General features: G+C 40.3%; 4 protein-coding genes and 5 pseudogenes. All 9 read left to right on the top strand.

Going from position 1 to position 14,618, the window contains the following annotated elements:
- Positions 1 to 6 precede the first annotated feature (6 nt).
- Positions 7 to 864: a 4-(cytidine 5'-diphospho)-2-C-methyl-D-erythritol kinase gene (ispE, locus tag NYR89_RS04070; protein WP_279446447.1), complete on the top strand. Its 858-nt coding sequence runs from the start codon at positions 7 to 9 to the stop codon at positions 862 to 864.
- Positions 865 to 874: 10 nt separating this feature from the next.
- Positions 875 to 1,825, top strand: coding sequence for a ribose-phosphate pyrophosphokinase (locus NYR89_RS04065; RefSeq protein WP_279446446.1), 951 nt, complete (start codon positions 875 to 877; stop codon positions 1,823 to 1,825).
- Positions 1,826 to 1,904: 79 nt separating this feature from the next.
- Positions 1,905 to 2,912: a quinone-dependent dihydroorotate dehydrogenase gene (pyrD, locus tag NYR89_RS04060; RefSeq protein WP_279446444.1), complete on the top strand. Its 1,008-nt coding sequence runs from the start codon at positions 1,905 to 1,907 to the stop codon at positions 2,910 to 2,912.
- Positions 2,913 to 3,259: 347 nt separating this feature from the next.
- The gene (aceE, locus tag NYR89_RS04055) at positions 3,260 to 5,911 is read left to right on the top strand and encodes a pyruvate dehydrogenase (acetyl-transferring), homodimeric type (RefSeq protein ID WP_279446443.1); all 2,652 of its coding nucleotides are present in this window, start codon (positions 3,260 to 3,262) and stop codon (positions 5,909 to 5,911) included.
- Between the two features lie 117 nt (positions 5,912 to 6,028).
- Positions 6,029 to 7,913 (top strand): annotated as a pseudogene (gene aceF / locus NYR89_RS04050) (pyruvate dehydrogenase complex dihydrolipoyllysine-residue acetyltransferase).
- A gap of 115 nt (positions 7,914 to 8,028) precedes the next feature.
- Positions 8,029 to 9,455 (top strand): annotated as a pseudogene (lpdA, locus tag NYR89_RS04045) (dihydrolipoyl dehydrogenase).
- Between the two features lie 205 nt (positions 9,456 to 9,660).
- Positions 9,661 to 11,156, top strand: a pseudogene (locus NYR89_RS04040) (helicase HerA-like domain-containing protein).
- Positions 11,157 to 11,352: 196 nt separating this feature from the next.
- Positions 11,353 to 12,383, top strand: a pseudogene (locus tag NYR89_RS04035) (ABC transporter substrate-binding protein).
- Positions 12,384 to 12,451: 68 nt separating this feature from the next.
- A pseudogene (locus NYR89_RS04030) lies at positions 12,452 to 14,444 on the top strand (ABC transporter permease).
- Positions 14,445 to 14,618: the final 174 nt, after the last annotated feature.

Below are 14,618 nucleotides of genomic sequence, written 5' to 3'. Positions count from 1 at the left end.
GTAGGAATGGCAGAACATATCATTTTACCCAGTCCGGCTAAATTAAATCTGTTTCTTTATATTACCAATAAGCGGGCTGATGGTTATCACGAATTACAAACGTTGTTTCAATTTTTAGACTTCGGTGATGATATTTCGCTTGAAGTGAATGAAAGCGGTGAAATTGAACTGTTAAATGAAATTAGTGGGGTAGCTAAGGAACAAAATCTGATTTATCGAGCGGCAAAATTATTACAAAATCATACCGCTTGTAAAAAAGGTGCGAAAATAGGTGTGACTAAACGTTTACCGATGGGCGGTGGTGTCGGCGGCGGTTCATCGAATGCGGCAACCGTATTAGTTGGATTGAATCATTTTTGGCAGACCGGATTAAGTTTGGAAAAACTGGCGGAATTAGGCTTAAGTTTAGGGGCAGATGTGCCGATTTTTGTACGAGGTTTTGTCGCATTTGCAGAAGGAGTCGGCGAAAAATTAGTGCCTTGTGAACCAAGAGAATCGTGGTATGTAGTATTAAAGCCGAATGTTTCTATTTCAACGGTCGCTGTGTTTCAAGATCCGAATTTACCGAGAAATACGCCTAAAAGAACACTGGGCCAGCTTTTATCGGAAAAATGGACAAACGATTGCGAAAAAGTTGTGCGAGATCATTATTTCGAGGTTGAAGATCTTATTGCAGAATTGTTACAATATGCTCCGTTTCGGTTGACCGGAACCGGTGCTTGTATTTTCGCCGAATTTGAGAATGAGGCAGAAGCAAATGCTGTGTTTGCGCGGAAACCGCAAGGTGTGTTTGGTTTTGTTGCAAAAGGGCAAAATCATTCTCCCTTACATCAAATGCTCAATTTAACTACTTTCCCACAATAGGATTAATCCCATGCCAGATATTAAACTGTTTGCAGGTAATGCAACGCCTGAACTTGCAAAACGTATTGCAGAACGTCTTTATATTTCCCTTGGTGATGCGACTGTTGGTCGTTTTAGTGATGGTGAAATCCAAGTTCAGATCAATGAAAACGTTCGTGGTGGCGATATTTTTATCGTGCAATCGACTTGCGCTCCAACTAACGATAACTTAATGGAATTAATTGTGATGGTTGATGCGTTACGTCGTGCGTCAGCAGGACGTATTACAGCGGTAATTCCTTATTTTGGTTATGCACGTCAAGACCGTCGTGTGCGTTCTGCTCGTGTACCGATTACGGCGAAAGTTGTCGCGGATTTCCTATCAAGTGTGGGCGTGGATCGCGTGTTAACTTGCGATTTACACGCAGAACAAATTCAAGGTTTCTTTGATGTACCGGCAGATAACGTATTCGGTTCACCGGTATTAATTGATGATATTCTTAAAAAAGCCGATTTAGTGAATCCTATTGTGGTTTCTCCGGATATCGGCGGTGTTGTACGTGCGAGAGCGGTAGCTAAATTATTAAATGATACAGATATGGCAATCATCGATAAACGTCGTCCTAAAGCGAATGTATCACAAGTTATGCACATTATTGGTGATGTAAGTGATCGTGATTGTATCTTGGTTGATGATATGATTGATACCGGCGGTACTTTAGTCAAAGCGGCTGAAGCATTAAAAGAGCGTGGTGCTCGTCGAGTATTTGCGTATGCAACACACGCAGTATTCTCTGGTACAGTCGCGAAAAATTTAGCCAATCCGGCATTAGACGAAGTCGTTGTCACTGATACGATTCCGTTATCGGATGAAATTAAAGCATTAAATAAAGTACGTGTACTAACCTTATCCAGTATGTTAGCGGAAGCTATTCGTCGTATTAGCAATGAAGAATCGATTTCTGCTATGTTTGATGCATAATCCTATATATAAGAAAAGGGCGAGTTTTATACTCGCCCTTAGTCTATTTTTTGTCTAAAAATATCATTTAAGAGTTCATATGTATTCCCTTATCCGTAAATGTCTTTTTTCTATGGATGCTGAAACCGCACACCATTTTTCGATTCAGGCGTTAAAATTAGCTGGTAAACTACCGCTTCATCCTTTTTCTATTCCGGACAACCCGACAGAAGTGATGGGGTTGAAATTTAGAAACCCAATTGGTTTGGCGACAGGTGCAGATAAAAACGGTGAAGCTATTGACGGATTCGGTAAACTCGGTTTTGGATTTATTGAGGTAGGGACGGTAACGCCATTAGCACAAGATGGTAATCCTAAACCACGTCAATTTAGAATTTTAGAAGCAGAAGGCATTATTAACCGTAATGGTTTTAATAATGCCGGTGTAGATGTACTCATCGAGAATGTTAAAAAAGCAAAATATGATGGTATCTTAGGTATTAATATCGGCAAAAATGCGATAACACCGATTGAAAGAGCGTTGGATGATTATCAAATTTGTTTACGTAAAGTGTATGAATATGCCGATTATATTACGGTTAATATTTCCTCGCCAAATACCAAAAATCTACGTACTTTGCAGTATGGAGAAGCCTTAGATGATCTGCTACGCTCACTTAAAAGTGAACAAGAAACGTTATCGCAAAAATTTAAGCAATATAAACCGCTTGTCTTAAAAATTGCTCCTGATTTAAGTGATGAAGAGATTGCCTCCGTTGCAGACAGCTTAATCAGACATAAAGTTGATGGAGTGATTGCTGGGAACACAACACTTTCTCGAGAACCAGTTACTGGACTAAATAACGCTGAACAACAGGGAGGCTTGAGCGGGAAACCGCTTAATACGCTCAGTACCCGTCTAATTAGTCGTTTATCTGAAGAGTTAAACGGACGATTACCGATTATCGGTAGTGGTGGTATCCATTCTGTAGCGTCTGGGCAAGAAAAAATTAATGCGGGTGCGAGTTTGTTACAAGTTTATTCGGCAATGATTTATCAAGGTCCAACATTAATTCAAGATTTAGCTAAATATATTCAGCTTCGCTAAATACTGATTAGCAGTTACATTTTTTATACACAATAAAATGAAATTTTGATTTTAATATTTATTCCTTGCTGGTTGATGCAGGTCAAAAAAATGGACAAAACAGGGCAATTTTGTTATCTTGTGTTACAAATTTATCTACAAATTTTAAACATTTTTGGTAATTAGATAAAAGATGTTTAAAATCAAATAGATAGCTGTAAGATGTTCGGTTGGAAAGAGTGTAAGTTTTACATTTTGTTAAACTTTCCGTGTGTTTTATGTGATTCTCTTCAATTGAATGTCTATTATTTCATCAAACGATAAGTGTTAACTTATCTTCATCATTTCATCAAAAATAAGGAAAACCTATGTCAGAGATCGAAAGAGACGTAGATCCATTCGAAACTAAAGAGTGGTTAGAATCATTAGATTCTTTAATCCGTGTAGAAGGTGTTGAGCGTGCTCAATATATTATCGACCAATTATTAGATCAAGCTCGTACGGAAGGCGTACCTGTTCAATCAGGCGTTACAACTGCATATGTGAATACTATTCCTGTAAACGCACAACCTGCATATCCTGGCGATCATAAAATTGAACGTCGTATCCGTTCTGCAGTACGTTGGAATGCGATTGCAATGGTTTTACGTAGTCAGAAGAAAGATCTCGACTTAGGTGGTCATATCTCTACTTTCCAATCAGCGACTACAATGTATGAAGTGTGCTATAACCACTTCTTTAAAGCGGCAACAGAGAAAAATGGTGGCGACTTAGTCTTCTTCCAAGGTCACGCGACTCCAGGTATGTATGCACGTGCTTATGTGGAAGGTCGTTTAACGGAAGAACAATTAGACAATTTCCGTCAAGAAGCATTTACAGATGGCTTATCTTCTTACCCACACCCGAAATTGATGCCTGAATTTTGGCAATTCTCAACCGTATCAATGGGTTTAGGTCCTGTTAATGCGATTTACCAAGCACGTTTCTTAAAATATCTTGAAAACCGTGGTTTAAAAGACACTGCAGACCAAAAAGTGTATGCATTCTTAGGTGACAGTGAGATGGATGAAATTGAGTCTAAAGGTGCGTTAACATTTGTCGCACGTGAAAAATTAAATAACTTAATTTTCACTGTAAGCTGTAACTTACAACGATTAGACGGTCCAGTAAACGGTAACGGTAAAATCGTTCAAGAATTAGAAGGTTTATTCACTGGTGCAGGCTGGGAAGTAATCAAAGTATTATGGGGCGACAACTGGGATAAATTATTCGCGAAAGATACTTCAGGTAAATTAGCACAATTAATGATGGAAGTAGTTGATGGTGACTACTTAACCTTCAAATCAAAAGATGGCGCTTATATTCGTGAACACTTCTTCGGTCGTTACCCTGAAACAGTTGCATTAGTAGCAGATATGACAGACGAAGAGATTTGGGATCTTCGTCGTGGTGCACACGACAGCGAAAAACTTTACGCCGCATATGCAAAAGCACAAAAATCAGATAAACCGGTTGTAATTTTAGCTCACCAAGTTAAAGGTTATAAAATTCCTGAAGCAGAAAGTAAAAATACTGCTCACCAATCGAAAAAAATGTCATTAGAAAGCTTAAAAGGCTTCCGTGATTTCTTCGAATTACCATTAACAGATGAACAAGTAGAAAGCCTAGAGTACATCAAATTTGCTGAAGGTTCTGAAGAGTACAACTATATTCACAACCACCGTAAAGCATTAAATGGTTATGTTCCGGCTCGTCGTCCTAAATTTGACGTAGAGTACAAAGTACCTGCATTAGATGAATTTAAAGCGTTACTTGAAGAACAACCGCGTGGTATTTCAACCACAATGGCGTTTACACGTGCATTAAATATCTTATTAAAAGATAAAAACATCGGTAAAACAATTGTTCCGATGATCGTAGACGAAGCGCGTACATTCGGTATGGAAGGCTTATTCCGTCAAGTGGGTATTTACAACCCGCACGGTCAAAACTATACACCTTCAGACCGTGATTTAGTGGCTTACTACCGTGAAGCGAAAGACGGTCAAGTATTACAAGAAGGTATCAACGAATTAGGTGGTGCGGCGTCTTGGGTTGCGGCAACGTCTTACTCTGTAAGTAACCAACCAATGATTCCATTCTTCATCTATTACTCAATGTTCGGTTTCCAACGTGTGGGTGATATGATGTGGTTAGCGGGTGACCAATTAGCTCGTGGTTTCATGGTGGGTGGCACGTCTGGTCGTACAACGTTAAACGGTGAAGGTTTACAACACGAAGACGGTCATAGCCATATTCAAGCAGGTATTATCCCTAACTGTATTACTTACGACCCATCATTTGCGTTTGAAGTTGCGGTAATCATGCAAGACGGTATCAACCGTATGTATGGTGAAAAACAAGAAGATGTTTTCTATTACATGACAACATTAAACGAAGTAATGGATCAACCGGCAATGCCAGCAGGTGCTGAAGAAGGTATCCGTAAAGGTTTATATAAATTCGAAACCGTTAAAGGTAAAGGTAAAGGTCACGTTCAGTTATTAGGTTCTGGTGCAATTATGCGTCACGTTCGTGAAGCGGCACAGATCCTTGCGAATGACTATGGCGTAACTTCAGACGTATTCTCTGCGCCGTCATTCAACGAATTAGCGCGTGAAGGTAACGATGCGGTACGTTGGAACTTATTACACCCAACAGCAGAACAACGTGTTCCTTATGTTGCACAAGTATTAGCGGATTTACCGACCGTTGCATCAACTGACTATGTGAAACAATATGCGGATCAAATCCGTGCGTTCGTACCAAGCAAACACTATCATGTATTAGGTACAGATGGTTTTGGTCGTTCAGACAGCCGTGCAAACTTACGTGAACATTTTGAAGTAGATGCACGTTATGTTGTTGTGGCGGCGTTATCACAATTAGCGAAAGAAGGCACAGTGGAAACTAAAGTTGTTGCTGATGCAATCGCTAAATTCGGCTTAAACGTAGATCGTATTAACCCGTTATACGCATAATTAAAAATTAGACAAACGATTGTAGGGACGTACTGCGTGCGTCCATTATGATTGGGTTTTAAAAGAGCAGTTAAATTTGTTGTAAAGTTGACCGCTTATATAAGAAGGATTACCAAAATGTCAAAACAAATTAATGTACCAGACATCGGTTCGGATGAAGTATCAGTAACCGAAGTAATGGTTAAAGTAGGCGATACTATTACAGTAGATCAATCAATCATCAACGTAGAAGGTGACAAAGCTTCAATGGAAGTTCCTGCACCGGAAGCCGGCGTGGTAAAAGAAGTTTTAGTTAAAGTGGGCGACAAAGTAACAACTGGTTCACCAATGTTAGTATTAGAAGCGGCAGAAGCGGCTTCTGCTCCAGCAGTAGAAGCGCCGGCTCAAGCTGCGGCACCAGTAGCAACTGCATCAGCGGTTGTTGAAGTGAATGTACCGGATATTGGTTCAGACGAAGTAAACGTAACCGAAATCATGGTTAAAGTGGGTGATACGGTTGAAGTTGATCAATCAATCATCAATGTAGAAGGTGATAAAGCTTCAATGGAAGTTCCGGCACCAATCGCTGGCGTAGTAAAAGAAATCTTAATCAACGTTGGCGATAAAGTAACAACCGGCAAATTAATTATGAAATTTGAAACAGCTTCAGCAAGCACCTGTTGCAGTGGAAGCACCGGCTCAAGCTACTGCACCGGTTGCAACAGCTTCAGCAATTAAAGAAGTGAACGTACCTGATATCGGCGGTGATGAAGTAAACGTAACTGAAATCATGGTAAATGTTGGTGATACAGTATCTGAAGAGCAATCTTTAATTACTGTTGAAGGTGACAAAGCTTCAATGGAAGTTCCGGCACCATTTGCAGGTGTTGTGAAAGAAATTTTAGTGAAATCTGGTGATAAAGTGTCAACCGGTTCATTAATCATGAAATTTGAAGTTCAGGGTGCGGCACCGGCGGCAGCTCCTGCTCCTGCGGCACAAGCAGCTGCACCAGCACCAGCGGCGCAACCAGCTCAAAGCGGCAACGTTTCTGGCTTAAGCCAAGATGCAGTAGTAGCGGCAGGTGCTTATGCACACGCAACACCAGTTGTTCGTCGTTTAGCACGTGAATTTGGCGTAAACTTAGATAAAGTTAAAGGTACAGGTCGTAAAGATCGTATCGTGAGAGAAGATATTCAAGCATACGTTAAAACAGCAGTTAAAGCGTTTGAAACAGGTACTGTTGCGGCGGCAGGTAATGGTGTTGCAAACGGTGCAGGTTTAGGTTTATTACCATGGCCGAAAGTAGACTTCAGCAAATTCGGTGAAATTGAAGAAGTAGAATTAAGCCGTATCAATAAGATTTCTGGTGCAAACTTACACCGTAACTGGGTAATGATTCCTCACGTTACACACTTCGATCGTACAGATATCACTGAGTTAGAAGCATTCCGTAAAGAGCAAAACAAACTTGCGGAAAAACAAAAATTAGACGTGAAGATTACACCAGTAGTATTCATTATGAAAGCGGTTGCAAAAGCATTAGAAGCGTTCCCACGTTTCAATAGCTCAATCTCTGAAGATGCACAACGCTTAACCTTGAAAAAATATATTAACATCGGCGTTGCAGTAGATACACCGAATGGTTTAGTTGTTCCAGTATTCAAAAATGTGAACAAAAAAGGTATCGTTGAACTTTCACGCGAGTTAATGGAAGTATCTAAAAAAGCACGTGACGGTAAATTAACCGCATCAGATATGCAAGGTGGTTGCTTTACGATTTCAAGTATCGGTGGTTTAGGTACAACACACTTTACTCCGATCGTAAATGCACCAGAAGTTGCAATTTTAGGTGTATCTAAGTCTGAAATGGCTCCAGTATGGAACGGTAAAGAATTTGAACCACGCTTAATGCTTCCATTAGCATTATCATTTGACCACCGTGTAATTGACGGTGCGGATGGTGCAAGATTCTTAACTTACATCAATGGCGTATTAGCAGACATTCGTCGCTTAGTAATGTAATAGGTAAGCGGTTGACTTTGTAGAAATATTTGCAAAATTAACCGCTTGTATCGTAGGAACATACGATGTGTGTTTAAGGACGTAAGTGTTACGTCCCTACAACAAAGGAATAATTATGAGCAAAGAAATTAAAACGCAAGTTGTGGTGCTTGGTGCTGGTCCTGCCGGTTACTCAGCAAGCATTCCGTTGTGCGGATTTAGGTTTAGAAACAGTCATCGTTGAACGTTATTCAACTTTAGGTGGTGTGTGCTTAAATGTAGGTTGTATCCCATCTAAAGCATTACTACACGTTGCAAAAGTGATTGAAGAAGCGAAACACGCAGAGAAAAATGGTATTACATTTGGTGAGCCGACAATCGATTTAGATAAAGTACGTGCGGGTAAAGAAGCAGTTGTGTCTAAATTAACTGGTGGTTTAGCGGGTATGGCTAAAGCACGAAAAGTAACGGTAGTAGAAGGTTTAGCAACATTTACTGATCCGAATACTTTAGTGGCTCGTGATCGTGACGGTAATCCGACAACAATTAAATTCGATAACGCAATTATTGCCGCAGGTTCTCGTCCAATTCAGCTTCCGTTTATCCCACACGAAGATCCTCGTATTTGGGATTCAACAGATGCACTTAAATTAAAAGAAGTACCGAAAAAATTACTCGTAATGGGTGGTGGTATTATCGGTTTAGAAATGGGTACTGTATATCATGCGTTAGGTGCAGAAGTTGAAGTGGTTGAAATGTTTGACCAAGTTATTCCTGCAAGCAGATAAAGATATTGTTGCGATCTACACTAAACAAATCGAGAAAAAATTCAAGCTAATGCTTGAAACGAAAGTAACGGCAGTTGATGCAAAAGATGACGGTATCTACGTTTCAATGGAAGGTAAAGCATGTAACGATACTAAACGTTATGATGCAGTATTAGTGGCTATCGGTCGTGTGCCAAATGGTAAATTAATCGATGCTGGTAAAGCTGGCGTAAACGTTGATGATCGTGGTTTTATCGCAGTTGACAAACAAATGCGTACTAACGTACCACACATCTTCGCTATCGGTGATATCGTTGGACAACCAATGTTAGCTCACAAAGGTGTTCACGAAGGTCACGTTGCGGCAGAAGTGATTGCAGGTCAAAAACACTATTTCGATCCGAAAGTGATTCCATCAATCGCTTATACTGAGCCGGAAGTGGCTTGGGTTGGTAAAACAGAAAAAGAATGTCGTCAAGAAGGCTTAAACTTTGAAGTAGCGAAATTCCCATGGGTCGCTTCAGGTCGTGCGATCGCTTCTGAGTGTTCAGAAGGTATGACAAAACTTATCTTCGATAAAGATACACACCGTTTACTTGGTGGTGCAATCGTAGGTAGCAACGGTGGCGAATTATTAGGTGAAATCGGGCTTGCAATCGAAATGGGTTGTGATGCGGAAGATATCGCTTTAACTATCCACGCTCACCCTACATTACACGAATCTGTAGGCTTAGCGGCGGAAGTGTTTGAAGGTTCTATTACCGACTTACCAAACGCAAAAGCAAAAAAACGTTAATTTGACTTTTATAGCTTAATTTGAATAAGCGGTTGGAATTTGCTGAGAATAAGCAAATTTTAACCGCTTTTTTGATCTTATATCCTGTTAATAGAAAGTTACTCCTTCTAAGAAATTACTAAAAAGGCTTTAAAGTTAGTAAGAAAAAAGCATAAAATGATACGGTTCAATTTTATGATAAACGTCATTATTTAAGAGTATCCATATGGCACAATACGCACTCGCCCAAACGAAAACAGGGCAAATTATTTCATTAAATTCAAAAATGGCAAACCGTCACGGCTTAATTGCCGGTGCAACGGGGACGGGAAAAACGGTAACATTACGTAAATTCGCAGAAGCCTTCAGTGATGACGGTGTGCCGGTTTTCTTGGTCGATGTAAAAGGTGACCTTTCAGGGCTTGCACAAGCGGGCAGTTTATCCGGTAAAATTGCAGAGCGTGTCGAACAATTCCAATTAGGTGGTGAGAGCTATTTAAGTGGTTATCCGGTTTCCTATTGGGATGTATTCGGTGAAACGGGGATTCCACTTCGCACCACGATTTCTGAAATGGGACCAATGTTGCTTTCTCGTTTATTAAATTTAAATGACACCCAAGAAGGTTTATTAAACTTGGTTTTCCGTGTGGCGGACGATCGTGGTTTATTGCTTATCGATTTAAAAGATTTACGTGCGTTACTTAAATTTGTAGCGGAAAATGCGAAAGAATTTCAAGTGGAATATGGTAATGTTTCGGCGAGTGTCGGTGCGATTCAACGTGCATTATTGGCACTTGAAAATGAAGGTGCGACTAATTTATTCGGTGAGCCAGCGTTAAATCTGCAAGATTGGATGCAAACCCGTGATGGTAAAGGCGTGATTAATGTACTCAATTCAGAGAAGTTAATTAATTCGCCTCGTATGTATGGTGCGTTTTTATTATGGTTTTTGGCAGAATTATTCGAAACTCTACCAGAAGTCGGTGATCCGGAGAAACCGAAATTTGTACTGTTTTTTGATGAAGCTCATTTATTGTTTGACGGTGCACCAAAAGTATTAGTGGATAAAATCGAACAAGTGGTGCGTTTAATTCGTTCGAAAGGGGTTGGCGTGTATTTTGTGACGCAGAACCCGTTAGATTTACCAGACTCGGTATTAGGTCAGTTAGGTAACCGTGTACAGCACGCTTTACGTGCCTTCACGCCACGTGATCAAAAAGCGGTAAAATCGGCGGCAGAAACCTTCCGTGCCAATAAAGGTGTGGACGTGGTTGAAGCAATTACCCAACTTGGTGTGGGTGAAGCGTTAATTTCTGTGCTAGACGAAAAAGGTATGCCAACGCCAGTCGAAGTGGCATATATTTACCCACCAAAAAGCCAATTAACCCCGTTATCGGTGGCGGAGCGTGATGCGTTAGTGAAACAAGATGATCTGTATACTTATTACAGCCAGTATGTGGATAACGAATCTGCATATGAATTGCTAAATGCTCAGGTTGCACAGGCACAAGCCGCCCAGCAACAAGCCGAAGCGGAAAAGGCGGAAGAGGAAAGCGATTTCTTTGGTGGTATGATCGCTTCGATTTTCGGCACGAAAAAGAAAAAGATCAAACCGTTGCTGAGCAAGTGGTGAGTGAAGTGACTAAATCGGTAGCGAAAAAGCTGACTAACCAAGTTTCTAAACAAATCATGCGTGGCATCTTAGGCGCAATTACTAAGTAATTGTTGTTTTACAGTGATCTTGATTCCTACAAGCGGTCGTTTTTGTGAAATTTTTTGCAAAACGACCGCTTGTTATTTTATTAGCATTATTAGTAAATCTGACCCTGTTAAAATATTAATTTCTGACTCTTTAAATCATGTCTGTTTATCTTGAGAATGACGCACTATTTTCGGCAAATAAAAAAGGATAAGCATAATGAAAGCAAAACTAAAAACGTTGGCTCTAATCGCAAGTACAACATCGGCATTATTAAGTGCGAACACGGCTCAGGCGGAGGGGTGTTTAACTGTTTATTGTACGGCGCAAAATGAGGTGTGTGAAAATTTAACTCAAAAGTTTGCGAAGCAATATCAGGTTGAAACGCAGTTTATCCACGGCGGTACCGGTACGATTTTCGGCAAAATTAAAGCGGAAAAAGACAATCCACAGGCGGATATTTGGGTCGGTGGTACGATTGAACCGCATTTCCAAGCCGGAGAACTTGGCTTATTAGAAAGTTATCGTTCGCCAAAACAAGCGGAGATTCTGCCGCAATTTAAATCACTAATGGAAAAACGTGGCGATAAAACCTCGATTATCTATATGTTAGTGTTGGGTTTTGGGGTAAATAGTGAGAAGTTACAGAAATTGGGCGTGAAAGCGCCGCAAAGCTGGGATGATTTGTTGAATCCGGCATTTAAAGGTGAGATTCAGTTGCCGGATCCCAGATCTTCAGGGACGACTTACACGATTATGGCAACACTTATTCAGAAATTGGGTGAAGAAAAAGCGTTCGAGTATCTTAAGAAATTAAATGAAAACGTATCACAATATGTAAAAAGTAATTTAGTCACAGCAAATCTTGCCCGTGGTGAAGTGCGGCAAGTATCGGTTTTGTACATGCGTATGCGACTGAAAAAGAAAAAGGTGCGCCAGTTGAAACAGTGATTCCGGCAGGTAAAGTCGGTTATGCGTTGGGCGGAGCGAGTATTATTAAGAACGCACGTAATTTAGAAAATGCTAAATTATTTATGGATTACGTGTTAAGTGCCGAATCACAAGAATTACCGTGGCGAGAACATGGTGTATATCAGATTCCGACCAATGTGAATGCGAAGGCTTCACCAAGCTCGGTAGATCCGAAAAAACTCGACTTATTGGATTTCGATTTTGATAAATTCGGTTCGAGTGAAGAAGGTAAGCGTTTAATTGATAAATGGCTTACTGAAATTAAATTAGCGAAATAATTAGCTGTGAAAATAATGTGGGCGAACACTGTTCGCCCCTACTATTTTTTAAACACGACAAATCTTTTATGTTACAACGTTTTTCTCATTCTTATTTTTGGATCTTATTAGCATTGCTTGCCTTTGCTTGTTTGCCCTCGCAAGCGCTACATTACGGGTTATTTGGTGCAACTGAAAGTGAACTCGTTGCGGCAATGGGCTGGAACAATCCGAATATAAGTTGGCTTTGGTTTGGCGGTTTACTGATTTTTCCAGTGTTTCGTTACATCAAAGATCTCACTTTACGCTGACCGAATCGAATTGGGTTTGGCGTTGTTTCTCATATTTTTTCTGTTATCTTCCGCCGTTTATCTTAATTATCGTTTCGGTTATGCGATTATTTTTCTTGCTTTAGCACTATTAGCAATCAGTAGTAATGCATTGGCGAATTTGAAGGTGCTACAAGCGGATCGCTTTATGATTGTGAGCCTGTTAGTGGTGGTATTAACGATAGTGCTTTTTATTTTATATCCGATCACCACAATTTTTAGCACGATGTTCAGCGAAGGCAATGCGCTTGTGATCCTAGAGCAAAGCTATCTTTTACGCATTATTTGGAACTCGTTAAGTGTATCAGCAACTGTAGGCGTGCTATCAACTGTTCTCGGTTTATGTTTTGCACTTTATACCACGCGAATGGCCAGCAAACGCACTCGCTTGCTCAGTAAATTTTTTTCGGTTTTGCCGATGGTCACACCGCCTTTTGTGGTGAGTTTGGGCATAGTGTTAATGCTTGGACGTTCCGGCTATATTACTGACTTTTTGGTGGAATATTTCGGCTTTCGTGCAAATTGGCTGTATGGCTTTACAGGGATTGCGCTTTCACACACCTTAGCACTTACACCGATGGCGTTTATGATTTTAGAAGGTGCGTTAAAGTCATCTAACGTGGTGCTGGAAGAGGCGAGTTATACGTTACGAGCAAACAGTTGGCAAACTTTCCGCTTTGTATTATTACCGTTGCTTAAACCGGCATTAGCCAATTCGTTTTTAGTGATTACCGTACAATCACTTGCCGATTTTAGTACACCGTTTGTGTTGGGCGGTAATTTCGATGTATTGGCGAGCCAAATTTATTTTTACCTTGTCGGCACACAATTGGATTATGCGGCAAGCGGTTTAGGTGCGATTTTACTCGGCTTTTCCTTGCTATTTTTTCTGATTCAATATTGGTGGATTGGTAAAGGATCTTACGTCACGGTTTCCGGAAAAGGGTATCGAGGAGCATTCCAACCGTTACCAAGCGGTCTAAAAAGCCTAATTTTTTGCATACTCGTCGCTTGGGTTGGTTTTACCGTTTTACTGTACGGCTCGATTTTTTACGGCGACTTTACCGTAAATTGGGGTGTGGATCATAGCTTTACCTTAGAAAATTATCGTAAATTATTTGGGCAAGGTTTAGATCAGGGCGGTTTTCCGTCATTGATTCAAACGGTATTGTACTCACTGATTGCCGCTCCGATTAGTGCGATATTGGGGTTATTAATCGCTTATTTACTGACTCGTCGTAACTTTGTCGGCAAACAAAGTTTGGAATTTATTACCTTGCTTTGTTTTGCCGTACCGGGGACGGTTGCCGGCGTGTCTTATGTGGTGGCGTTTAATCATTCGCCGTTTTATCTCACCGGCACGGCAGTAATTATTGTGTTGTCGATGGTAACACGTAATATGCCGATTGGTATGCGAGCTTGTATGGCGGCATTGCGGCAATTGGATAAATCACTCGATGAAGCCTCGTTTTCATTAAGAGTAAGTTCGTTGAAAACTTTACTATTTGTAACCTTGCCATTGTTAAAACCAGCATTTTTATCAGCATTGGTCACTAGCTTTGTTCGTTCAATGACGACGATTAGTGCAATTGTATTTTTAGTATCGCCGAGCACCAGAGTTGCGACATCTTATATTCTGAATCGAGTTGAAGACGGTGCATATGGATTAGCAGTAGCATACGGTTCAACCTTAATTATTGTGATGATGTTAATTATTGGTTTATTTGGTTGGCTAATGAAAACGACACGATAGTTTTAATTCTATTTAATATTGATGATAAGCGGTTGTTTTAACTCATGTCCTTACAAGACTTGAGTTAAAAAGGACTGCTTGTTGCTTTGTGCAATTACTTTGTAAAGAAAAATAAATAATGCTAGATGAGAGAGATTTTTATTTTGGAAGTCTGTATGATTTGTAACTATTATT

The organism is Actinobacillus arthritidis (assembly GCF_029774155.1).
In the GTDB taxonomy this organism is placed as follows: Bacteria; Pseudomonadota; Gammaproteobacteria; order Enterobacterales; family Pasteurellaceae; genus Actinobacillus; species Actinobacillus arthritidis.
This window is presented reverse-complemented; position numbering and strand designations above follow the sequence as displayed.